A 22,370-nucleotide genomic window follows, 5' to 3' on the forward strand; every position below is an offset into this window, starting at 1 on the left:
CAAACAAAGAGCTAAAGCGCGATGACTCTCAGCGCGCTTTAGGACCCGCCAATTTGCCATCCAAACCTGGCGATTTGGGCTGATATCTGCGGGCCAAAGCGCTTTTAGACAAGGCCTGCTTTCCTGTCCAGAAACTGTGCAGAGAGATCAGAGGGTTGCCGCAGTCGCGTCATCCCCTGCAATCCCGTTGAAAGCCGATAGTCCTGCGTTGACAGGCTTGGCTGGCCTGTGGTCTTTACCCATCTATATCGTACGGCCACGTCGGGAGAGACCGGCATTGGGTGCCGGCGCCGAAGGAGCAACCGCCCCGGAAACTCTCAGGCAAAAGGACCGCGTGGCTTTGACGACATCTGGAAAGAGGCGCTGGCGGGCTTAAGACCCGGATAGCGTCCGCCGACGGGATAATACTCTCAGGCACAGCGACAGATGGGGCTTCGACTGGTTTGTCTCGGGGAATCGTCCCCGGGGAACCGCCGAGGGCCCCTGTGATGTCCGTGCGTGACGACAAAGACTCCCTGAAACGTACCCCTCTTTACGACCTGCACCTGACCCTTGGCGGCAAGATGGTGCCGTTTGCGGGCTATGACATGCCCGTGCAGTACCCCGCGGGGGTGCTGAAAGAGCACCTCCATACCCGCAATTCCGCCGGCCTGTTCGACGTCTCCCATATGGGCCAGATCGCCCTCCGGCCAAAGTCGGGCAAGGTCGAGGACGCCGCCCGCGCGCTGGAGCGGCTGGTGCCGCAGGACATCGTGGCGATCGCACCTGGCCGCCAGCGCTACGCCCAGTTCACCAATGCGGACGGCGGCATTCTCGATGATCTGATGGTCGCCAATTTCGGCGACCATTTGTTCCTGGTGGTCAACGCCGCCTGCAAGGCCGAGGACGAGGCGCATCTGCGCGCGCATCTCTCCGATACCTGTGTCATCGATTCGCTCGCCGATCGCGCGCTGATTGCGTTGCAGGGCCCGAAGGCGGAGTCGGCGCTGACGAAATTATGTGCAGCAGCGCCGGCCATGAAGTTCATGGATGCCGGCCCGCATATTGTTGCCGGCCTCGCCTGTTTCGTCTCACGCTCCGGCTACACCGGCGAGGACGGGTTCGAGATTTCAGTGCCTGCGGCGGATGCCGAACGTCTGGCGAAGACGCTGCTGGAAAATCCTGACGTGATGCCGATCGGCCTTGGCGCCCGCGACAGCCTACGGCTGGAAGCCGGGCTCTGCCTCTACGGCCACGACATCGACACCGCGACGACTCCGGTCGAAGCCGCGCTGGAATGGTCGGTGCAGAAGAGCCGCCGCAGCGGCGGCGCGCGAGCCGGCGGTTTTCCCGGCGCTGAAAAGATCCTCGCGCATTTCGATCACGGCGCATCCCGCCGCCGAGTCGGCCTGCGGCCCGACGGCCGCGCGCCCGTGCGCGAGGGCGCACTGTTGTTTGCCGATAGCGAAGGTGGCGAGCCGATTGGAAAGGTCACTTCGGGCGGCTTCGGCCCGAGCCTGAACGCGCCTGTTGCGATGGGCTACGTGCCCACGCGTCTGAGCGCGCTCGACACAAAGCTCTTTGCGGAAGTGCGCGGGCAACGCCTCCCCCTCGCCGTCGCCGCCATGCCCTTCGTGAAAAACACCTACAAACGCTGAGGACTAAGATAATGACCACGACGCTGTACACCTCCGACCATGAATGGCTCGCGATCGACGGCGATGTCGCCACCGTCGGCATCACCGATTACGCGCAGTCCCAGCTCGGCGACGTCGTGTTCGTCGAACTGCCCAAGGTCGGCCGCAGCCTGAAGAAGGCGGAAGCTGCCGCCGTCGTGGAGTCGGTCAAGGCCGCCTCCGACGTCTACGCGCCGATCTCGGGCGAGGTGGTCGAGACCAACGACGCGCTCGCCGCCGAACCCGCGCTGGTGAACTCGGACGCGCAGACCAAGGCGTGGTTCTTCAAGATGAAGATTGCCGACAAGAGCGAGCTCGGCGGCCTGATGGATGAAGCCGCCTACAAGGCCCACACGGCGTGAGATGAAGCGAACTCTGACCTCATATTCGGTGTCATCGCCCGCGCAGGCGGGCGATCCAGTACGCCGCGGCCTATCGGCCCCAGCCGAAGCGGCTGCGTGTACTGGATGCCCCGCTTTCGCGGGGCATGACAGCGACAGCAAAATCTAAAGCGAGGACCCATGATGACCGCGCACCGCAAATCCAATGGCGACACCGCCAGTTTCGTCCGCCGCCACATCGGCCCCTCCGTGCGCGATGTCACCGCAATGCTCGAGACGGTCCGCGCGAAGAGCGTCGACGCGTTGATGTCGGAAACGCTGCCGGCCGCGATCCGGCAGGCCGCCCCGCTCGATCTCGGCAAGCCGCTCAGCGAGACCGAGGCGATCGCGCATATGGCCGAGCTCGCCCGTCAGAACCAGGTCTTCACCTCGCTGATCGGCCAGGGCTATTCCGGCACGATTTTGCCCGCGGTGATCCAGCGCAACATTCTGGAGAATCCGGCCTGGTACACGGCCTACACGCCCTATCAGCCCGAGATCAGCCAGGGCCGGCTGGAGGCGCTGTTCAACTTCCAGACCATGATCTGCGACTTGACTGGCCTCGACGTCGCCAACGCCTCGCTGCTCGATGAGGCCACCGCCGCCGCCGAAGCCATGGCGCTCGCTGAGCGGCACTCGAGGGTCGAGGCGAAAGCTTTCTTCGTCGACAAGGACGTGCATCCGCAGACGCTCGCCGTGATGCGCACCCGCGCCGAGCCTCTGGGCTGGAATCTGGTCGTCGGCGATCCCCTCACCGATCTCGACAAGGCGGACGTGCTGGGTGCGCTGCTGCAATATCCGGGAACCTCGGGCGCATTGCGCGACCTCAGGCCCGTGATCGCAGCGCTGAAGGCGAAGGGCGCGCTCGCAATCGTCGCCGCTGATCTCCTCGCGCTGACGCTGATTGCTTCGCCCGGCGAATTAGGGGCCGACATCGCGATCGGTTCGGCACAGCGCTTCGGTGTGCCGATGGGCTATGGCGGACCGCACGCCGCCTATATGGCGGTGCGCGATGCGCTGAAGCGCTCGCTGCCCGGCCGCATCGTCGGCCTCTCCGTCGACTCCCGCGGCGCCTCCGCCTATCGCCTCGCGCTGCAGACCCGCGAGCAGCACATCCGCCGCGAGAAGGCGACCTCCAACATCTGCACCGCGCAGGTGCTGCTGGCCGTGATCGCCGCGATGTACGCGGTCTATCACGGTCCTGAGGGCCTTGCGCAGATCGCGCGCAATGTGCATCGCCGCGCCGCCGTGCTCGCGGCTGGCTTGCGCAAGCTCGGCTTTGCGCCTGAGAGCGAAGCTTTCTTCGACACGTTGAGCGTCGATGCCGGCGCCAAGCGCGCCGAAATCATTGCGCGCGCGACCGCCGAGAAGATCAATCTGGGCATCGGCGATACCGCGCTTCGCATTGCGCTCGACGAGACCACGACATCAGCAACGGTCGAAGCCGTCTGGCGCGCCTTCGGCGGCACGCTGTCCTATGCCGAGATCGACGGCACCACGCGCGAGGCGCTGCCGGAAGCGCTGAAGCGCGCCACCGCGTTCCTCACCCATCCGGTGTTCCACGCGCATCGCTCGGAAACCGAGATGCTGCGCTACATGCGCAAGCTCTCGGATCGCGACCTCGCGCTCGACCGCGCCATGATCCCGCTCGGCTCTTGCACCATGAAGCTGAACGCGACCACTGAGATGATGCCGCTGACCTGGCCGGAGTTCGGCTCGCTGCATCCGTTCGCCCCGCGCGAGCAGGCGGCCGGCTATCACGCGCTGTTCGCACGGCTGGAGAAGTGGCTGTGCGACATCACCGGCTATGACGCGATCTCGCTGCAGCCGAACTCCGGCGCGCAAGGCGAATATGCCGGGCTGCTGGCGATCCGCGGCTATCATGCGGCGCGCGGGGAGAGCCATCGCAAGATCTGCCTGATCCCCTCCTCCGCCCACGGCACAAACCCGGCCTCGGCCGCGATGGTCGGCATGGACGTGGTGGTTGTGTCTTGCGAGAAGAACGGCGACGTCGACGTCAATGATCTCCGTGCCAAGGCGGAGAAACACTCGAACGATCTCGCCGCCGTGATGATCACCTACCCCTCGACCCACGGCGTGTTCGAGGAGCATATCCGCGAGATCTGCGACATCGTCCATGGCCATGGCGGCCAGGTGTATCTCGACGGCGCCAACCTCAATGCGCAGGTCGGCCTTAGCAGGCCCGGCGATTACGGCGCTGATGTCAGCCACCTCAATCTGCACAAGACCTTCTGCATCCCGCATGGCGGCGGCGGCCCCGGCATGGGCCCGATCGGCGTGAAGGCGCATCTTGCGCCGTTCCTCCCGGGTCACCCAGCAACTAAGGCGGATGCTGCGGTTGGCCCGGTCTCCGCCGCGCCGTTCGGCTCGGCCTCGATCCTCACCATTTCCTACATCTACATCCTGATGATGGGCGGCGAAGGATTGAAGCGCGCCACCGAGATCGCGATCCTCAACGCCAACTATGTCGCGGCACGCCTCGATGCGCATTTCCCGGTGCTCTACAAGAACGAGAGGGGCCGCGTCGCGCATGAGTGCATCGTCGATCCCCGCCCGCTGAAGGCGACATCAGGCGTCACCGTCGACGACATCGCAAAACGCCTGATCGATTACGGCTTCCATGCGCCGACCATGAGCTTCCCGGTGCCGGGCACGCTGATGATCGAGCCGACCGAGTCGGAATCCAAGGCCGAGCTGGATCGTTTTTGCGATGCCATGATCGCGATCCGCAAGGAAATCGCCGAGGTCGAGGCCGGCCGCTTCAAGATCGAAGCCTCGCCCTTGCGCCACGCTCCGCACACCGTGCACGATATCGCCGACGATGCGTGGGCTCGTGCCTACACCCGCAGCGAAGGCTGCTTCCCCGACGGCGTCTCGCGCACCGACAAATATTGGTGCCCGGTGGGCCGCGTCGACAACGTCTATGGCGACCGCAATCTGGTGTGCTCCTGCCCGCCGGTGAGCGATTACGCGCAAGCTGCGGAGTAAGCCACAACGGCGGTCTCGTAGGGTGGGCAAAGCGAAGCGTGCCCACCACCTTTGCATGACGTGAAAGATGGTGGGCAAGGCGCAAGTGCGCCTTTGCCCACCCTACGGCACTGCGGAGTAAGCTTCGTAAGGTGGGTTAGCACGCGGCTGCGCGAAGCGCAGTCGTCGGCGTAACCTACCAATTCTGCTTCCGCAGAGACGAACAATGGTGGGTTACGCCGAGCGGTTTGCGCTGCGCGCAATCCGTGCGGCTACCTCCTACCGTCCTTCGCGGAGGCCGCGGAGTAAGATGCAACGACGGTCTCGTAGGGTGGCAAAGCGAAGCGTGCCCACCACCTTTGCATGACGTGAAAGATGGTGGGCACGGCGCCAGTGCGCCTTCGCCCACCTTACGGCACTGAATGCGCTTCTAAGGCGCGACCAGCGAACGGGTTTCTCCATTCCACCGCCAAAGCCGCTCGTTGGTCAGAAGCGTACCGCCCCACCAGCGCCTGATCGGGTTGTGACCGCGAAAATCCTCCCGGCCGTCCAGAACCGCACGACCAAACTCCGTCAACGACAGCCGGCTCCGGCGATAGGCGGCGTTGCGACCTCGCGCATCGCGTTGTGGGAGGGTTGCGAGTTTCGGATCGAGACCCGCAATCACCGGCATCGGGCCGGACGCGAGCCCTTCGAGCAGCGGGCCCAGCTCCATTGGTCGAACACACGCGTTTCGAGCAGCCCGTCCGGCTCAAATAGCTCCTTGGTGCGGTTGTGCCCGTTCGCGATCAGTCCGAGCAGTCGCGCTTCCGTCGCGCCAAGTCCGGTGATCGGAGACGGCAATTCTGCCAGCAATTCTTCCGTCGCTGGCTTCAGGAAAGGGAGCGCTGGAAAGTCCTGACCGAGCAATCCGAAACAGAGCTCCGGCGTTGACGACCGGTAGGCCTCCCAGGCGATGCGGGCGGCCTCGAAGTCGAACTCCGTGACATCCAACTGTCGGATGGTGTGATCGCGAAGCCTGGCACTGTGGGCTCCGAGCAAATCGAAATCGACTATTCGCAGCCTGGTACGCTCGGCCGCGTACGACTCGGAACGGAGATAGTCGAGGATCCAGATCAGTTGCAATTGATTGCTCGGGCTGGGATCAAACCACAGCTCGATCTCTTCGACACCGTAGGCTTTGCAGAACCAGACCTTGTGCGCGAGACCGCTCTGGGGCGACCGCGCAACCAGATCGGACCAACGTACCTCCCGCTCGCCCAAGAAAGAGCCTCTGAAAGAGCCTCCGGTGAGATACTGTTCAAGATGGTGCGACGTAGGCAGTGGTCCGGAGACGAATCGAAAGATCAGCGGGACGACCATGTCGGCGCGATCGGCAAAGGTGAGACCAACGCCGGACGAACTGGTCAGGATCACGCGCTTCACCACACCACCCGATCACTCCAACGCAAAAAGAGACGGGCACTGACGACGTCGGCAACTCAACGTCCCCAGCGCCCGCTCCTCGCGAAAAACTTCTCGCTTTAGGGCTTACTCGTCCGCCGGCTCCTCGCCGTCGGCGTCGCTCTCGGGCGTGCCGGCCAAAATCTGCTCGGAGATCAAGCCGGAGTTCTGGCGGATCGCGGTCTCGATCTTGGCGGTGATGTCCGGGTTGGACTTCAGGAACGCTTTCGAATTCTCGCGGCCCTGGCCGAGGCGCTGGCTGTCATAGGAGAACCAGGCGCCGGACTTTTCGACGATGCCGGCCTTGACGCCGAGATCGAGGATCTCGCCCATCTTGGAGACGCCCTCGCCGTACATGATGTCGAACTCGACCTGCTTGAAGGGCGGCGCCAGCTTGTTCTTCACCACCTTCACACGCGTCGTGTTGCCGACCACTTCGTCGCGCTCCTTGATCGCGCCGATGCGGCGGATGTCGAGGCGGACGGAAGCGTAGAACTTCAGCGCGTTGCCGCCGGTCGTGGTTTCGGGCGAGCCGTACATCACACCGATCTTCATGCGGATCTGGTTGATGAAGATCACCATGGTGTTGGACTTGTTGATCGAGGCCGTCAGCTTGCGCAACGCCTGACTCATCAACCGCGCTTGAAGACCCGGCAGCGCATCACCCATCTCGCCTTCGAGCTCGGCCTTCGGCACCAAGGCCGCGACCGAATCGACCACCAGCACATCCACCGCGCCCGAACGCACCAGCGTGTCGCAGATTTCCAGCGCCTGCTCGCCGGTGTCGGGCTGGGAGATCAAGAGCTCGTCGATGTTGACTCCGAGCTTGCGGGCATAGACCGGGTCGAGCGCGTGCTCGGCGTCGATGAAGGCGCAGATGCCGCCCTTCTTCTGGGCTTCCGCCACCGTGTGCAGCGCCAGCGTGGTTTTTCCTGAGGATTCCGGCCCGTAGATCTCGACGATGCGCCCCTTGGGCAGACCGCCGATGCCGAGCGCGATATCGAGCCCGAGCGAGCCTGACGACACTGCCTCGATGTCCATCGAACGGTCGTTCTTGCCGAGCTTCATCACCGAGCCCTTGCCGAACTGACGCTCGATCTGGGAGAGCGCGGCAGCCAGAGCTTTACTCTTGTCCATGGAAGATCCTTCGACGATACGCAGGGCAGTGGTGGACATTGGGTCGTGCTCCTTATGGCGAGGATTCGGGTGCGGGACAAACGATTGACGCGGCGGATCGTCGATAAAAACAATGTACACTATTTGTTCTACGTTCGCAATATGTTCTTTTCAGATTTGGAGGGGCTGGCCGTATTAGGACAGCGCCAGATTTGGGCTGCCCTCATCCGCCTTGGCGAATGTCGGAATCGAAAGGGGCCACCTCGCGGTGGCCCCTTGCCGGTTGCAATAATTGTTCGGGATCAAATTCCAGCCCCGGCCCACGTATTTCTACCGAGATCGTGGAGGATGTGAAGTCCGTTAAACTGCGGTGTTCCGGCAGGGGAACATCGGATGTCCTTATTTCCCGAAATGAGCTTTCGGCGCTCTTCTGACACATGATGTGTATCAAAGACGGAAGAGCCGTTCTGCCGTCATAATTTCGCAATTCTTCGGCACAGAACTTTTCTGTGGCCGCGGGCGTTTCTTTGAGAACGGCGCTGCCACAGTCGGGGATCGGGTCATGACGGAAGATGCGCACCACGATGCGAACAGGCGCAATCAGCTGCGCGCGGCCGCGCTCGAGGAGATGCTGAAGTTCGAGCGCAGGGAAAGCGAGTTCCGCAAGAAGGACCGCGAGGAGCGCGCCGCCGATCTGCATCTGCCCCTGGACGAGATCAAGGTGCACTAAGGATAAAGGCCACGCGAAACGAGCCGCTGCCTACTGTGCATGGGGTTGTTTTCGTAGCTATGGCGGCGCGTGCCGCTCGGTCGCTACATCAGCGCCAGCAGCACGATGCCGATCACCAACACCACGAAGCCAGCCGCCGTCGCGGCGGCGAATGACCGCTCAACCTTGTCCATGATGCCACCCCGCTGTCGGCGCGCCACGTATCCCCCATGGCTTCGCCGTGCGCGGAAAGTGTCGCCAACGCTTGTGTCTGAAGTTGTGCGCGGAGATGTCTGAATTGGGACGCGACTGCTCCAGCGTCGGTTTGCCCGGTGGACCAACAATGAGCCTCCATGCCCAGTCGCCGATCCGTCCTGTCAGGCTGTCGTAAGCTGAGCGGGCTACGGTCATTTGGCTATGGTGTTGCAGCCCAGCACCTCAGCCTCCAATAACCTTCTACCCGCCCGGCTCTCCCCTGGCGGGTTTTTTTTCGCGCGTGAGCGCATGTCGCGCGCTTCCGTGGTTCTCCTGCCATGAACAGAGTTCCTGGTCGTAAGGCCGATGACCTGGCGGGCGGGTGCGCGGCCGTGAATCGCGGACCAGCCGCCCATGCAACGCGATCGTCGGCCTCCAGTTTCGGAATCTGATTTCGCATGCTTCGAGCTGCGCGCGCTTTCAGGATTTTCGTGAATTTTCCTCCACTTAACGGCAAATTTCGCTTGTCGGCGGAATATTCTCACGCCCAACATGTTTGCGCACATGGATAGGTGAATCGTGGAGGTGACCATGAATCACAGGGGCGTAGAGTTCACGGTTGCAAAGACGGCGATCCCGGGTGTGTGGCAGTGGCAGTTCCGGATCGGCGACGAGACCAAGACAGGTAAGACCGAGACGAAGATCGACCTCTTGGCCATCCGTCGGGTGCAGTTGCGTATCGATCGGGAACTGAAGGCGATCGGGCGCAAGACGGCGTGAACCGGCGGGGTTGACCGAAACCGGACGACTAGTCCGCGCTGGGCAACCGCCGCATGGTGAATTCGATGTCGCCGCCGGGCAATTCGCGCCAGGTTTCGACCTCGCTCATGTAACCGGCTTTCGGATAGCGCGCGAAAAAGGCCTGCGCCCTTGTTCTTGCCGCGGCGCGCGGCAGGGTGAAGCTCTCGCGCAGATAGCCGTCGCCGGCCGGTTCGCTCGCTCTGGCGGCCGGTTTGCGCCGGCGCGCCATCCGCTCGGCGAGGTCCCGCGGACGATCCGCCATGTCCTGCCTCCTCAACGCAACACTGCGAAGGATGTAGGATCGCTCCCCGGCAAAGGCGAGTCCCGCCGGAGGCGCCAACCGCCTCCGGGAGCGCGGTCAGTTGGCGGCCGTCCCGGCCTTGGGCTTCTTGGGCGCGCTGGTGACGGCCGAGGTCTTCGGCGCGGGCTGCTTCGGCGGGTCGGCGCGCATCCCGCCCCAGGGATCGTTGGACGCCTTGGCATCCGGAATCTTCTTCAGCGTTTCCTTGTAGGCCTTCTCGCGCGCAGTATCCGCGGCCCTCTCATCATCGGTCTTGGGCGGGCCATCAGCCATCAGATTGATATGGGGTGCCGCCCCATCCTGCGCGAAGGCCGGTCCAGCCACCAGCGCCAGCACCGCCGCCATACGGAAAAGCTTCATCACTCACTCCTTGATCGTGGATGGAGGGCGGATACCACACCCTGCCCCTCTGCGCAGCGCCGGGCGCCGCTTCAGCCCGCTAGAGCCGATCCGACCTGCACGATTTCGGCTCATGGAGCCAGTCGTCCCAAATCGGACCGCATTTGGTGCAGCCGTTCAGCGCCAGGCCGAGCGCGGCCAAGCAAAATATCAGGACACATCGACGCAACATCGTCCACCCGCTCCCAAGCATGGCATCATATCGGGCGAAGTCAGGCATTTTCAAGCCGACCGCAGCAGTGACGTCACCGCGCCCAGGCGCGCAGTGTGGACGAAACATCGGGCAACACAGGAGGGAACGACCGCAATGCCATCACAGCCAGAAGCCGAGTTCGGCATCGCCGAGGCCAGACGCATCCTCGGCGAGGTCTTTGCGCCCTGGGTCCAGGATCTCAACCTCTCCGTCGAGCGCATCGAGCACACGCCGCCGGCCGATGTGCCGGACTGGCAGCCTGGCGCGCTGCTCCGCATGCCGTTCTCGGAGAAGCTATGCCGCAACGGCGGCGTTGTCTGCGGCCAGGCCTTGATGGCGCTGGCCGACACCGCGATGGTGATCGCGAACCTCGCCGCCAACAAGGGCTATCGTCCGATGACGACGGTGGACCAGACCACGCATTTCATGCGCGCGGTCGCCTCGTCGGATGTGCTGGCGGATGCGCGCGTGGTGCGACTGGGACGCACCATGAGCTTCGGTCGCGTCACCCTGCTCTCCGCCAGCGACAACAAGCAGGTCGCGATGGTGTCGAGCGCGTTCGCGATGCTGCCGGGCTGAGCATCATCCGAAACGAAGCGAGCCGCGTGCGCGCAAGGCGCACCGCGGCTCTCGGTGCCAATGATATCGAAGCGAGAGGCGAGGCGCGATCGCAATCACGCCTCGGCCCGCTCGCTTCAAGAATTACTTCAAGGATTACTTCAAGGATTACTTGCCGAGAATTTCGTCGGCCGCGGTGACGACGCTGACGGTCGGATTCTTTCCGCAATAGGCTCCGAACTTCTTGGCGTTTTCGATGAAGACCTCGGTGTCGATGATCGCGTTGTCCTCGTCGCCCTTGTACCAGCCGTCCATCCAGGTCAGCACGACGGCGATGTTGTCCTCGCCGCTCTCGAGGAACTGCTTGCAGGTCATGGTCGAGAGATCCCACTTGACGGCGTGGGCGGGCATCGATGTCAAAGAGAGCGCTGCGGCGAACAAAAGGGAAAGCTTGGTCTTCATTCGGAATCTCCATGGGCGCGTAACGCCATAAAGGAAAGGCTTGCGGGATAAACACGGCGGAGTAACTCGCCGCCTCAACGTCGTAAACGAAATCTTAAGCGCCGTGCAAGTAGCGCCAGTATTGAGTTTAGATCAACGCAATTTCTATGCGCTATTTCACAATCGTCACTATGGACCAACGCGGATGATCGAGAAGCGTGCAACGCAACGTCATCGGGTTTTCAAGGGTGGTACGGTCACCTTTGAAGGCAGCGGCGTGGCTTGCACGGTGCGCAACATCTCGGACCGCGGTGCCGCGATCGACCTTGAAAATCCTGGTTTATTGCCGCCCTCGTTCACGCTGTCGATTTCATGCGACAATTTCGTGCGGCATTGCCGCGCGGTGTGGCGAAACGACAGGCGTGTCGGCCTCGCCTTCGTGCAATAGCGCGCACGATGTGAATGACGGTTCGCACGACCCGCACGCAAGCATCAATTTGTGATCCGGACTTCGCCGGGCCATTCCAGCGGCATCGAGCGCGATCACCTGGTTGAAGGGCGAGGCCTGAACCGCCGGGGTCGCTACCCCAGCTTGGGCCTTTCGTCGGCCTTTTGGGCGTGTTGTCCGCCTCGTTCGAATGGCGCTGGCCGCCGCCCATCTGCGCCTGCGACGAATCATAGCTAACGCGGCGCACCCCAGCCCTTCAGCAAATGTTGATCGGGCAGGACTTCGTTCCGTTCGAATTCGCGCCTATCTGTTGGCCCGCGGGGGACCTTCACGAATGTTGCGGATTGTTGCTCATGTGGCGCTGCTTGCCTGCGTGCTCGCGCTCGGTGCGTGCGGCTTTGCCGACAGCCGCGCGCCGGTGCCCGAGTTCATGCGCATCAAGGAGGCCGAACAGCCGCCGCCCGAGCCGCCGCCGGATGTCAAGCGCGTGGTCCGCGAGCAGATTGACGTGGTCTTTCTCAACACATCCTATCCGCGCGAGGTACAGGTCGCCCTGCCCCATCACGAGGTCCGCGGATCGGGCTGGACGGCCTGCGTCCGCGCGAACCTCACCGCCGCCACCGGCTCGGCACTGGGCACCCAGACCTACATCGTCACGATATCGGGCGGGAAGATCATCGACCGGCGGCGCGCGGAGGCAGATGATATCTGCGGGTCGGAAGCCTACCAGCCGATCTAGCGAAACCTCACGCCGCACGGCAATCCGGTTCCGGGAAAAACCTGAAATTCCACCGGAACGATCGCGGCGTCTCATTCTTGTTACCGCCGAGGGCAGTTTCGGAGGAGGACAGGATGAGGATGTTCACGATTGCACTGCTGGCCGGTGTCGGCGCTCTGGCGGCGGGGAGCGGCGCGAAGGCTGCGGATATCTACACGACCAGCGAATACACCAGCCCCGATCTCATTCAGGAGGTCCGGCTCGTCTGCGATGACGCCGGCAATTGCTACCGCACCCACGGCGGCGCACGCGTGATCGTGCGCGACTCCTACGCCCGCATGCCGCGTGAACGCTATTACGAGCGCCGCACCTACCGTGATTGGGATGACGGCCCGCGCGCCGGTGTCGGCATTCGCGCGCCCGGTGTCAGCGTGGGCGTCGGAGTCGGCGACGACCGCTGGTAATCAGCACAATAGGACTGGACGGTACCGGGCGAACAACTTCGCCCGGTCTGTTCGCTCGACGCGACGCCGGATCGGATCAGGCAGCGACCATCTGCTGCTGAAACTGTTCATATGCCGCGATAGCATCCGCAGCATACATCAGCGATGGCCCGCCGCCCATATAGACGGCCATGCCAAGCGCTTCCTCGATCTCTTCGCGTGTCGCAGCGAGCTTAACCAGCGCTTCGGCGTGAAAGCCGATGCAGCCGTCGCAATGGGCGGCAACACCGAGCGCAAGCGCAATCAGTTCCTTGGTCTTCTTGTCCAGCGCGCCGTCACGCGTGGCCGCCTGGGCGAGCGCGGCAAATCCCTTCATCGTGTCGGGAATGTCGTTGCGGAGCTTTTTCATATTGGCGGAGATCTGCCGGATGATCGCGGGATAGTCCTTGTCCATGACGCTACTCTCTGTTGATTTCAGGTTTCGAGCGGATCGGCTGGCGTGGCGTAGCGCGTCAGCGACGGCAAATGAGCGATGAAGCGGGCGAGCACCATGCCGGCACACATCGCCGCGACGAAGATGAAGGCAGACGCCGAGCCGAAACCGAGCGCGGTCAGCGCCGGCCCGGGGCAGAAGCCTGCCATTCCCCAGCCAATGCCGAAGATGGCGGGACCTGCGACAATTCTGGGATCGATATCGGTCCGCGTCGGCACATAGAAGCGAGCGGCAAAAAACGGCCGCGCACGCTTCAGGACGCGATTGAATCCGACGAAGGTCACTGCGACCGCACCGGCCATCACGAACGCAAGGCTCGCGTCCCACGTCCCCGCGGGAATCCCGCCGACGTCCAAAAAGTTCAAGACCTTTGCCGGGTTCGCCATGCCGGATACGATGAGACCAAGCCCGAAGACGAGGCCGATCGCGAATTGAACGAGAATGGCCATCGTCTCAGCTCCAGTGCCGGATCACGAAAACAGTGGCCATGCCGGCCGCCATGAAGGTCGCGGTCGCCACCAGCGAGCGCACCGAGAGTCGCGACAGGCCGCAGACACCATGGCCGGACGTGCAGCCGCTGCCCCACACCGATCCGAAGCCGGTCAGCAGCCCCGCAACGATCAGCGCCGGCACCCCCGCGGCGATCGTTTGCTCCGGCAGACTTCCGGTCACGAGCCGCACCACCAAGGGTGCAGCAATGAGGCCGGCAACGAAGGCCAACCGGCCGGCGAACTCACGGTCTTCGTAGGGCGGGAACAACCGCGCCGCGATGCCGCTGACGCCGGCGATCCGTCCCGTCGCCCACATCAAGAGCACGGCGGACAGACCGATCAGCGCGCCGCCCAGCAGCGAGGCGACCGGCGTGAAATGGGTGACGCTCATTTTGATCCTCCGGAATCGGTGTGAGCCCTATGGCATGGGCACAGGATATCTCTTAATTCCGTTGCTTCTTATTTTCGAATATACTAATATATAGCGCAGCCATGGCACGCAAGCCCCGAAATCAGGAATTGGTCGCTCTGGAGGCGAAGGCTGACGAGGCCTCCCGCCTCCTCACCGCCATGGGCAATCCGAAGCGGCTCCTGGTTCTTTGCAACATGCTGGACGGCGAGAAATCCGTCGGTGAGCTCGCCGACATCGCCGGCCTTTCCTCGGCGGCACTATCCCAACATCTCGGAAAGATGCGCGCTTTGAGCCTGGTCAAAACCAGGCGGGAGGGACAGACGATATATTACAGCCTTGCGAGCCGGGAAGCACGCCTGGTGCTGGAGACATTGTACCGCCTCTTCTGCGCACCGGACTGAGGCGTTTCGCAAACGCGACGCGGGGAGCCTGCCATGACTGACGATACCTTCATCGAAGGGCCTCTCTACGAAAAGCGCAAGAAGGTCTATCCGCAATCGGTGCACGGCCCGTTCCGCCGCATCAAATGGGCGATCCTCTGCGTCACGCTCGGAACCTACTACTTGCTACCGTTCGTGCGCTGGAATCGCGGGTCCGGCCTGCCTGACCAGGCCGTGCTGATCGACCTTCCGCATCGCCGCTTCTATTTCTTCTTCATCGAGCTGTGGCCGCAGGAGGTCTATTATTTCACCGGTCTCCTCATCATCGCGGCAATGACGCTGTTCCTGATGAATGCCCTCGCCGGCCGGCTGTGGTGCGGCTACATGTGCCCGCAGACGGTGTGGACCGACCTGTTCTACGCCGTCGAGCGCTGGGTCGAGGGCGACCGGCGCGAGCGCATGCAAGGTGACAAGCGCTACTGGTCGCTCGCTCACATCCGCAAGGTCGCGCTGAAGCACTTTCTCTGGATCATGATCGCCTGGTGGACTGGCGGCGCCTGGGTTCTGTATTTCGCCGACGCTCCGACGCTGGTGAAGGATCTCGCCACCTTCCAGGCCCCGGTCGTCGCCTATCTCTGGATCGGCATCCTGACCGCAACGACCTACCTCTTCGCCGGGCATGCCCGCGAGCAGGTCTGCATCTATATGTGCCCATGGCCGCGCATCCAGGCGGCGCTGACCGACGAGTGGGCCCTCAACGTCACCTATCGTCGCGACCGCGGCGAACCGCGCATGTCAGTGAAGAAGGCCGAAGCCGCTCGCGCGCATGGCGATCTCGCCGGTGACTGTGTCGACTGCCACCAATGCATCAATGTCTGCCCCACCGGAGTCGATATCCGCCACGGCATCCAGCTCGGCTGCATTCAGTGCGGCCTGTGCATCGACGCCTGCGATAACGTCATGCGCGAGATTGGCCGGCCTACAGGCCTGATCGGCTACGACACCGACATCAACATGCAGCGCCGCCGCGACGGCAAGGCGCCGATCTACCGCTTGATCCGCGCGCGCACGCTGATCTATGCCGCGGCCATCGCCGTCGTGGGGAGCGTCATGCTTTATACCCTCGCCACGCGCGCAACGATGGACGTCAACGTGCTGCATGAGCGCAATCCGCTGTTCGTTCAGCTCTCGGATGGCGGTGTGCGCAATGACTACACCGTGCGCATCCTCAACAAGGGCGCAGCGCGATCGTTCGCACTCGAGGTTTCAGGTTTGCCGGGCGCGACCGTTCGCGTCGCCGGCATCGCAGCCGGCCCCGACGACAAGCCGGTCATCGAGGTCGGGCAGGATCAGACCCGCGAGATCCGCCTGTCGGTGCAGGTCAACCCGGCCCACCTACCGCAGACGTCGCGCGACATCGATATCGCCATTACGGACACCGCCGATGGCGGCCGCGCAAGCGCTCGCGATCACTTCATACCCCGCGACCAGTGACACCGACGCCCTCGGCGCGCCCCTCGATGGTGAATGAGACGTTAACAATACCGCTCAGATTGAACGCGTTTCCCAACGGTATTTTCCAATCTTTGCGCTAAGCATGACCTCTAACGCCGGCTGATGTCGGCGTAAACGGGGACGACGGGACGTGGTCGACATCGCGCACCAGGCTGCGATCAATCCGGCATCGCCAGAGGATGCAACGGCTGCGCTCGTCCCGCTCACAGCCATCGAGCCCGGCCAGTGGCGCGCGCTGGCGCAGCGGGCGGTCGAGCCGAACGGCTATTATTTGCCCGCTTGGGAGCTCGCCGTCAGCGCGACCGCGCGCGGCCGTATCGGTGCCTCGGCCCTGTCCGTACGCGCCGGCGCCTCGAGGCGACTGATCGGCTTGATGCCGGTGGTCTCGCTCTGGCGGGCCTGCAAGATCCCCCTGCCCGCACTGGTAAGCGCGCATCCCTATGGCACGCTGTGCAGTCCGCTGATCGACCGCGACGTCTCGGCCGAGGCCGCGACAGGCCTGCTGCAGCGGGCACGCGAAGCTGGTGCGCATGCGCTGGTTCTGCGCGACGTTGCGCTTGACGGCGCCGCGATGGGCGCGATCAAGGAAGCGCTTGGCCGGGCCGGCCTGAAGCCGCGCGTGCTCGGCGCCCATGTCCGTGCCAGTCTCGATGCAACACAGGATGGCGACAGGCTGCTGCACGCGGCGCTCGGTGCCAAGAGGCTCAAGGAGCTGCGCCGGCAGCGTCGTCGCCTGGCTGAACATGGCGCGATCAGCTTCGACGTCGCGCGCAAGGTCGAGGAGATCAGGCCCGCGCTCGAAATTTTCCTGCAACTCGAGGCCAGCGGCTGGAAGGGCAAGCGCGGCACCGCGCTGCTTCAGGACACGGGCGATGCGGCCTTCATTCGCCGCGCCGTCCCTGCGCTTGCCGAGACCGCGCAATGCGAGATCGTCAGCTTGCGCGCCGGGACAATTCCGGTGGCGGCCGGCATCGTGCTGCGCCACCAGAACCGCGCCTTCTTCTTCAAGCTCGGCATCGACGAGCGCTTCGCAAAATATTCGCCGGGCGTCCAGCTCACGCTCGATCTGACTCGCCATCTCTGCGCAGATCCGACCATCGCAAGTGCGGATTCGACCGCGAGCGCCGACCATCCCATGATCAACCCGATCTGGCGCGACCGCCTTGCGATTGGCGACGTGTTGATCCCGCTGCGACGACATGGTCCGATGGTGGCGCTCATTCATGCGGTGCTCATCACACGCGGCTATGCGCGCGAGGCCGCGCGCCGCGCGATCCGTCTGCTCCGCAACCGAGCCGACGCTACTCCGCCGCCTGCGCGTTGATCTCCGCCGACACCTGGCGAATGGCGCGGGCGAGCAGGTTCGGATCCTGCGCGCCGGAAACGGCGTATTTCTGCGCGAAGACATAGGTCGGCACACCGGAGATGCCCTTGTCGGCGGCCTCCTGCGCATCGGCCGACACACGCGCGACGTCCTCGTCGGTGGCAAGGCGCTTGCGCACGTCATCGGCATCGAGGCCGACATCGGCGGCCGCCTGGATCAGGACGTTCACATCGGTGAGATCGCCGCCATCGCGGAAATACAGCTCCATCAGCCGCTGCTTCATTTCCGGTGCCTTGCCGATCGCCTCGGCCCACAGGATCAGGCGATGGCAATCGGTCGTGTTGGGCTGACGTGCGACCAGCTCGGGCTTGTAGACGAGGCCCTCTTCGCTTGCCGCAGCGACGACGCGCCCCGCTATGCCCTTATAGGCCTCGACCGAGCCGAATTTGGTGGTGAGATAATCCTCGCGGCTGATGCCCTCGCGCGGCACCCAGGGATTGAGAAAGAACGGACGGAAGTTCAGCTTGACCGGAACGTCGGGCACAAGCGCGAGCGCGCTCTCGATCCGGTGCTTGCCGATATAGCACCAGGGGCACACCACGTCGGAGACGACATCGATCTGGAGCGGTTTGAGGGTGCTCATGAGCGCCTCCTTGGGCGGTGCGGGTTTGCTCCAAGATAAGCCGAACCCGCCCCGAGGCAAGGGTCACGCATGAGGCGCTAGGTCATGGCCGCGGCCATCTGCCTGAGCCGCTCCGCGGTGCGCTCGTCTGCCGGGAAGAACGTCTCCAGCGCCAGCTCCGACAGGGTAATGTCAACGGGCGTACCAAACACCATGGTGGTGGAGAAGAAACTTAGTATCTCTCCATTCTGGCGCAGCTTGAAGGGAATGGCGACATTGTCGCTGGACAGCGGCCCCGAGCGCGCCGGAATGGGATAGCTCTTGAGGTCGTGATAGAGCTTGATGAGCTCGGGATCGGCCGTCGCCTCGCATTGCCGGTGCAAACGCTCGAGCAGATGCGCGCACCATTCCGCGAGATTGACCGTGCGTGGCGCCAGTCCCTCAGGATGAAAGGCGAGCCGGAGCACGTTGAGAGGCTGCGCCAGCAGGCGCTCCGGAACGCCGGCGAGCAGCGGCGCCACCATGCGGTTGGCGGAGACCAGGTTCCAGTGCCGGTCATAGGCCAGCGCCGGATTTGGCTCATGCGCCTTCAGGACGAGGTCGATCGCCTGGCGGGCTGATTTCAAGGCGGGATCCTCCAGCGAGCGCTGCGGAAAGGCCGGCGCAAAGCCTGCGGCGACCAGCAGCACGTTACGTTCGCGCAAGGGCACATCGAGGCGCTCGGCGAGCCGCAGCACCATGTCGCGCGAGGGCGCGGCGCGGCCGGTTTCGACGAAGCTCAGATGCCTCGCCGAAATCTCCGCCTCGCTGGCGAGGTCGAGCTGGCTCATGCGGCGGCGCTGCCGCCATTCGCGCAAATGATCACCGATATGGATCGGTTGGCTGGATTCGGCGCGTGCCGTGGATGCATGTGCGTTCATGGTCCAAAACCTACCATGCGTATTTCACCCCTTCCATTACCCGCGAGGTAAAAAAGCAGCGTACAAAGCCGGACGCTTGCGATCACTTCCGAACCGCCCGAGGCGCGCCAAACCTCTTGCAAAATAGGGGTTTCCGCGTACATCGGTGTTCGTCTCTGTTTGTTCTCATCCGGGTCCAGCCGCGCAATTTGTTGGCCTTTTTGTTGGCCTCGTGTTGGCCTCGAAAGAACAAACGTTCACGCCGGTTTTTTGGGAAACCGAAATGCCAAAAGCCACCGCGCCGCGCCGCAAGCTGCTCACCGACACGTTTTGCCGCAACGCCCGTCCGAGGATCGTCGGCGGCGTCGCGAAGGATGCCAAGTATTCCGACAGCGGCGGCCTCTATTTGCTCGTCACGTCCGGCGGTTCGCGGCTCCTGCAAATGGCCTACCGCTTCAACGGCCGCCAGAAGAAGCTCGCGATCGGTCCCTACGGCAACGGCGACGACGGCACTGTGTCGCTGGCCATGGCCCGCCAGAAGCGGGATGCCGCCAAGGCGCTGCTGGCGCAGGACCCGCCGGTTGATCCATCGATCGAAAAGCAATTTGCGCGGCATCGGCGGAAAGCCGAGCGCCCTTTCGGGGAATGGGTCGATGAGTGGCTGGCCGAGAAGCGCACCGAGAAGATCAAGCGCGGTCGACTGGTCATCGTCCGAAGTGCCGAGACCATGGCGCTGCTCGAACGCTGGGCCGGGTATCTCAAGGACCGGTTCGGCAAGCTCTATCGCAAAGACATCAAGCGCCCCGATGTGCTCGCATTCTTTCGCGCCATGCAGAGCGAAGGCCGCTTGGAGACCCGCGACCGCGTCGTCAGCATCGGCGAACAGGCCTGCGACTATGCCGACCTTGAAGGCGACGGTTACAATCCGTTCCGCGCCGTCAAGAAGCAACTGACCGCCAATGTGTCGACGCCGCGACCGGGCGTCACCGAGCCCGACGACGTTGCACGGCTTTTCAAGCTGATCATGCCGTCATGGGACAAGGCCCGGTTTGGCGATGTGGTCGGCGATGCACTGCGGCTCGACGCCCTGACGATCCCACGCCCCGGCATGATCAACACGATGGAATGGCGCGAGGTCGATTGGGACAATGCGCGCTGGACCATTCCGGCCGAAAAAAATGAAAACCGGTTGGGATCATGTCGTCCCGCTGTCACGCCAAGCCCTCGTGATCCTGCGCCGTGTGCAGAAGATCACCGGCAATCGGCGTTATGTGTTCGCGTGCGCGGACGATGCGCCGCTGTCGAAACGCACGCTGAATTATCGGCTGCGCGCGCTCGGCATCGACACCAAGACCGAACACACTGCTCACGGTTTCCGCTCGACGTTCTCGACGCTCAGTCATCATGAGGAGATCAAGGACGTCAAGGCATGGGACGGCGATGTGATCGAGTTGCAGCTGGCGCATCTCGAAAGCGATACGGTGAAGGCGATCTATAAACGGCATGGACCGCTCGCGCTGATCGGCTCGCGCACCAAGCTGATGCAGCATTGGGCCGACCGCGTTGACGGTTTTAGCGATCCCAAAAAGGTCGTGCCGATCAAGCGCGAGCTGCAGGCACAGTAAACGCCGAGCATGCTGGGCGTTTTCAATCATCACTGCCAGTAAAATTTATTGACCAACTTTCACGCGAACATGCTTCGCCAAATTGGCTAGGCCACGAATGTGGAAGTTCAAGGACGCCATCCCTCACTATTTCTCGCCATCCCTCACTTTTTTCCGTTCTGTTTCTGTTTGAGAGGCGCCATCGGTTCGATACGTTTCCGGACGGATAAGCGAAGCGACGGACAGTCGCGCATCCAACCGGGAGGCCGATGGTATGACCGACAAACCCCGCGAGAAACGAAATCTGATCCCGCTGAAGCAAGCCTGTCAGAAAGGCCACTTCGGCCGCACCAAGGCCTATGAGCTGATCGGCGCCGGCAAGATCATCGCCTACAAAGATGGTGGCCGGATCATGATCGATGCTGACAGCATCGATGATTATCACGCGACCCTGCCGAAGGTCGAACCCCGCGCCGCCCGCGAGCAGGCGGTGGCGTCGTCATGACAGCAAGGTCTTAAACGTTCACAGTGAACACTTACAATGTCGCGTGGGCTCGGACGGATACAGCGGTTGATGTTCGACATAATCCACCACCACGGGCGGCCGATGACCTTCGACGAGATGCGTGGCGGCGAAAAGCAACCAGCTGCTCTTGAGCGGTCGGCGCGCCGCGCGCTGCACGGCATGGTCAAGGCCAAAGCGCTGATCGCCCTCGGGGATGGCGGACGCGCCGAGCCGCACCGCTATTTCATTCATCCGCTCCTGATCGGCTTTTGGAAAGACGAGACGCTTCAGGCAGCGCTGAAAGCCGATCCGGGTGCCAAGGCGGCAGCGGCCAAGGATATGGCTGAGATGTTTTCGCAGACCATCACCACGCCCGGCCTCGCGCCGGGCTTTTGTTTTGCGAAGGGGCTGAGGGCGAGAGAGCGAAGAGCGAGAGGAGAGCGATGATGGGACGATGTTTCTGTGACGACGACGTCGAGATGCTTCACGACTGGGTGCGGCGGCGCGCCGCCGAACTTTGGAACGAGTGGAATGTCTGGGCTGAGATCAGCGCCGATTATTCCTTCGAGCTTGAATGCATCATCGACGATGCCATCGACAAGCAAGCGCGTGCGGAACGCCTCGCCTACATTTGCGACAGGCCGATCCCCGATGCCAAAACCGCACTCACCGAATTACTAGGACTGCTGGAATGGATGGGTGGCGGTCAACCCAGCCGTGGATGGGTGCCGCAGCTATCACATGAACAGAGAGAGCGCAGCGCGGTGTAACGCAAAAAACCGCCGGGCGGTCCATCATCCGTCCGGCGGCAGCACCTAAGAGCAAAGCGGAGATTTGCATCCCGAGGGTCGAGGTCGAAATGCAGAGCCGGATCATAAATCCACTCGACGCAAGCGGCAAGGAGGTCTGCCATATGACATCCGCAACAGATTGGACCACACGCGTCCCGCCTGACATCACCAAGCGCTACGGGGTCGAGGAAGTCCACACGATCGTCTTTACACCGGAGGGGTGGCCCGGCTTCGGATCACTGATCAGCCTCGACATTCCGGAGTGTGAAGTCCAGAACATCATCATCAAAGACCCAAACAGCCAACCGCTGATCGTGATCAATCGTCCGCAGACCAACAGGAGCGTCAAGTATTGGCTGCGATCCGTGTGCAAGTTGGCGACGGGAGGCAACCTTGGTGTGATCTTGTCGTGCGACACGGTGGAGCAGGCCGAGCACGCCGCTAAGCTGGCCAGCAGACTGCTACCGAACCATGAGCGCACCGCACTTGAGCGGGTGATCAATGGGCAATCAACTGCACGCAGCAAAATGAGCTAGAATGTGCGAA

At 63.1% G+C, this 22,370-nt stretch carries 27 protein-coding genes, 2 pseudogenes and 1 riboswitch; of the genes and pseudogenes, 19 read left to right on the forward strand and 10 right to left on the reverse strand.

Annotation, left to right across the window (positions count from 1 at the left end):
• The first annotated feature begins 252 nt into the window (after positions 1-252).
• Positions 253-342: riboswitch (glycine riboswitch) on the forward strand.
• 146 nt (positions 343-488) lie between these two features.
• From gcvT to gcvP, 3 genes are all read left to right on the forward strand, one after another.
• Positions 489-1,637, forward strand: a complete 1,149-nt coding sequence (gcvT, locus tag XH80_RS01900; protein WP_271597093.1) for a glycine cleavage system aminomethyltransferase GcvT — start codon at positions 489-491, stop codon at positions 1,635-1,637.
• An 11-nt stretch (positions 1,638-1,648) separates the two neighbouring features.
• Positions 1,649-2,017: a glycine cleavage system protein GcvH gene (gene gcvH / locus XH80_RS01905; RefSeq protein ID WP_057747343.1), complete on the forward strand. Its 369-nt coding sequence runs from the start codon at positions 1,649-1,651 to the stop codon at positions 2,015-2,017.
• 162 nt (positions 2,018-2,179) lie between these two features.
• The gene (gcvP, locus tag XH80_RS01910; RefSeq protein ID WP_271597129.1) at positions 2,180-5,044 is read left to right on the forward strand and encodes an aminomethyl-transferring glycine dehydrogenase; all 2,865 of its coding nucleotides are present in this window, start codon (positions 2,180-2,182) and stop codon (positions 5,042-5,044) included.
• Between the two features lie 642 nt (positions 5,045-5,686).
• Here the strand turns inward: gcvP and XH80_RS01915 are convergent.
• A complete protein-coding gene (locus XH80_RS01915) occupies positions 5,687-6,448 on the reverse strand; it encodes a hypothetical protein (RefSeq protein ID WP_271597094.1) in 762 nt (253 codons plus the stop codon).
• A 105-nt stretch (positions 6,449-6,553) separates the two neighbouring features.
• Positions 6,554-7,642 carry a recombinase RecA gene (gene recA, locus XH80_RS01920; RefSeq protein ID WP_057747344.1) on the reverse strand — a complete coding sequence of 363 codons (1,089 nt, stop codon included), beginning with the start codon at positions 7,640-7,642 and terminating at the stop codon, positions 6,554-6,556.
• A 502-nt stretch (positions 7,643-8,144) separates the two neighbouring features.
• On the opposite strand from recA, the gene XH80_RS01925 reads away from it, so the two are divergent.
• Positions 8,145-8,312: a hypothetical protein gene (locus tag XH80_RS01925; RefSeq protein ID WP_083514196.1), complete on the forward strand. Its 168-nt coding sequence runs from the start codon at positions 8,145-8,147 to the stop codon at positions 8,310-8,312.
• A gap of 765 nt (positions 8,313-9,077) precedes the next feature.
• A complete protein-coding gene (locus XH80_RS01930) occupies positions 9,078-9,266 on the forward strand; it encodes a hypothetical protein (protein WP_148751438.1) in 189 nt (62 codons plus the stop codon).
• A gap of 28 nt (positions 9,267-9,294) precedes the next feature.
• On the opposite strand, the gene XH80_RS01935 is transcribed toward XH80_RS01930, so the two are convergent.
• Together XH80_RS01935 and XH80_RS01940 are read right to left on the reverse strand one after the other, a co-directional pair.
• Entirely contained in the window at positions 9,295-9,549 is a 255-nt protein-coding gene (locus XH80_RS01935; protein WP_271597095.1) for a hypothetical protein, read from the reverse strand.
• A 96-nt stretch (positions 9,550-9,645) separates the two neighbouring features.
• A complete protein-coding gene (locus tag XH80_RS01940) occupies positions 9,646-9,948 on the reverse strand; it encodes a hypothetical protein (protein WP_271597096.1) in 303 nt (100 codons plus the stop codon).
• A gap of 346 nt (positions 9,949-10,294) precedes the next feature.
• On the opposite strand from XH80_RS01940, the gene XH80_RS01945 reads away from it, so the two are divergent.
• Complete coding sequence (locus XH80_RS01945; protein WP_057747402.1) at positions 10,295-10,759, forward strand: PaaI family thioesterase; 465 nt, start codon at positions 10,295-10,297, stop codon at positions 10,757-10,759.
• 147 nt (positions 10,760-10,906) lie between these two features.
• Here the strand turns inward: XH80_RS01945 and XH80_RS01950 are convergent, their stop codons facing one another.
• Positions 10,907-11,200 carry an HdeA family protein gene (locus tag XH80_RS01950; RefSeq protein WP_220002975.1) on the reverse strand — a complete coding sequence of 98 codons (294 nt, stop codon included), beginning with the start codon at positions 11,198-11,200 and terminating at the stop codon, positions 10,907-10,909.
• A 184-nt stretch (positions 11,201-11,384) separates the two neighbouring features.
• Between XH80_RS01950 and XH80_RS01955 the strand changes: the two genes are divergently transcribed.
• From XH80_RS01955 to XH80_RS01965, 3 genes are all read left to right on the forward strand, one after another.
• On the forward strand, positions 11,385-11,627 hold the full coding sequence (locus tag XH80_RS01955) for a PilZ domain-containing protein (protein WP_271597097.1): 243 nt from the start codon (positions 11,385-11,387) through the stop codon (positions 11,625-11,627).
• Positions 11,628-11,961: 334 nt separating this feature from the next.
• Positions 11,962-12,366 (forward strand): hypothetical protein, encoded by a 405-nt coding sequence (locus XH80_RS01960; RefSeq protein WP_271597098.1) that lies wholly within the window; start codon positions 11,962-11,964, stop codon positions 12,364-12,366.
• A 113-nt stretch (positions 12,367-12,479) separates the two neighbouring features.
• Positions 12,480-12,809 (forward strand): hypothetical protein, encoded by a 330-nt coding sequence (locus tag XH80_RS01965; protein WP_271597099.1) that lies wholly within the window; start codon positions 12,480-12,482, stop codon positions 12,807-12,809.
• Positions 12,810-12,885: 76 nt separating this feature from the next.
• Here the strand turns inward: XH80_RS01965 and XH80_RS01970 are convergent, their stop codons facing one another.
• From XH80_RS01970 to XH80_RS01980, 3 genes are read right to left on the reverse strand one after another with little or no spacing between them, the layout of a single operon-like run.
• The gene (locus XH80_RS01970) at positions 12,886-13,242 is read right to left on the reverse strand and encodes a carboxymuconolactone decarboxylase family protein (protein WP_271597100.1); all 357 of its coding nucleotides are present in this window, start codon (positions 13,240-13,242) and stop codon (positions 12,886-12,888) included.
• Between the two features lie 20 nt (positions 13,243-13,262).
• Entirely contained in the window at positions 13,263-13,730 is a 468-nt protein-coding gene (locus XH80_RS01975; protein ID WP_271597101.1) for a DUF6691 family protein, read from the reverse strand.
• Positions 13,731-13,734: 4 nt separating this feature from the next.
• The gene (locus XH80_RS01980; RefSeq protein WP_057747353.1) at positions 13,735-14,163 is read right to left on the reverse strand and encodes a YeeE/YedE family protein; all 429 of its coding nucleotides are present in this window, start codon (positions 14,161-14,163) and stop codon (positions 13,735-13,737) included.
• A gap of 101 nt (positions 14,164-14,264) precedes the next feature.
• Here XH80_RS01980 and XH80_RS01985 point away from each other — a divergent pair, with 101 nt between their 5' ends.
• The 3 genes from XH80_RS01985 (at position 14,265) to XH80_RS01995 (ending at position 17,403) form a co-directional block, all read left to right on the forward strand.
• The gene (locus tag XH80_RS01985; protein WP_271597102.1) at positions 14,265-14,585 is read left to right on the forward strand and encodes an ArsR/SmtB family transcription factor; all 321 of its coding nucleotides are present in this window, start codon (positions 14,265-14,267) and stop codon (positions 14,583-14,585) included.
• A 33-nt stretch (positions 14,586-14,618) separates the two neighbouring features.
• Positions 14,619-16,058 (forward strand): cytochrome c oxidase accessory protein CcoG, encoded by a 1,440-nt coding sequence (gene ccoG / locus XH80_RS01990; RefSeq protein ID WP_271597103.1) that lies wholly within the window; start codon positions 14,619-14,621, stop codon positions 16,056-16,058.
• Between the two features lie 151 nt (positions 16,059-16,209).
• On the forward strand, positions 16,210-17,403 hold the full coding sequence (locus tag XH80_RS01995; protein WP_271597104.1) for a GNAT family N-acetyltransferase: 1,194 nt from the start codon (positions 16,210-16,212) through the stop codon (positions 17,401-17,403).
• Here the strand turns inward: XH80_RS01995 and XH80_RS02000 are convergent.
• Entirely contained in the window at positions 17,381-18,046 is a 666-nt protein-coding gene (locus XH80_RS02000; RefSeq protein WP_057747357.1) for a DsbA family oxidoreductase, read from the reverse strand. The two genes, XH80_RS01995 and XH80_RS02000, sit on opposite strands and share 23 nt — an antisense overlap.
• Before the next feature lie 77 nt (positions 18,047-18,123).
• Positions 18,124-18,945, reverse strand: coding sequence for a helix-turn-helix domain-containing protein (locus XH80_RS02005; protein WP_271597105.1), 822 nt, complete (start codon positions 18,943-18,945; stop codon positions 18,124-18,126).
• 262 nt (positions 18,946-19,207) lie between these two features.
• Here XH80_RS02005 and XH80_RS02010 point away from each other — a divergent pair.
• The 7 genes and pseudogenes from XH80_RS02010 to XH80_RS02040 form a co-directional block, all read left to right on the forward strand.
• Positions 19,208-19,468: pseudogene (locus XH80_RS02010) on the forward strand (Arm DNA-binding domain-containing protein); the annotation flags it as partial.
• 634 nt (positions 19,469-20,102) lie between these two features.
• Positions 20,103-20,366, forward strand: a pseudogene (locus XH80_RS02015) (tyrosine-type recombinase/integrase); the annotation flags it as partial.
• The gene (locus XH80_RS02020) at positions 20,367-20,549 is read left to right on the forward strand and encodes a hypothetical protein (RefSeq protein ID WP_271597130.1); all 183 of its coding nucleotides are present in this window, start codon (positions 20,367-20,369) and stop codon (positions 20,547-20,549) included.
• Between the two features lie 253 nt (positions 20,550-20,802).
• On the forward strand, positions 20,803-21,033 hold the full coding sequence (locus XH80_RS02025; RefSeq protein ID WP_271597106.1) for a helix-turn-helix domain-containing protein: 231 nt from the start codon (positions 20,803-20,805) through the stop codon (positions 21,031-21,033).
• Positions 21,034-21,102: 69 nt separating this feature from the next.
• Entirely contained in the window at positions 21,103-21,480 is a 378-nt protein-coding gene (locus tag XH80_RS02030; RefSeq protein ID WP_271597107.1) for a hypothetical protein, read from the forward strand.
• Positions 21,480-21,803 (forward strand): hypothetical protein, encoded by a 324-nt coding sequence (locus tag XH80_RS02035; protein ID WP_271597108.1) that lies wholly within the window; start codon positions 21,480-21,482, stop codon positions 21,801-21,803. The genes XH80_RS02030 and XH80_RS02035 overlap by 1 nt, the downstream gene beginning before the upstream one ends.
• An 89-nt stretch (positions 21,804-21,892) precedes the next feature.
• Entirely contained in the window at positions 21,893-22,360 is a 468-nt protein-coding gene (locus XH80_RS02040; RefSeq protein WP_271597109.1) for a hypothetical protein, read from the forward strand.
• Positions 22,361-22,370 lie beyond the last annotated feature (10 nt).

Source organism: Bradyrhizobium sp. CCBAU 45384 (genome assembly GCF_028128665.1).
Classification (GTDB): Bacteria; Pseudomonadota; Alphaproteobacteria; order Rhizobiales; family Xanthobacteraceae; genus Bradyrhizobium; species Bradyrhizobium manausense.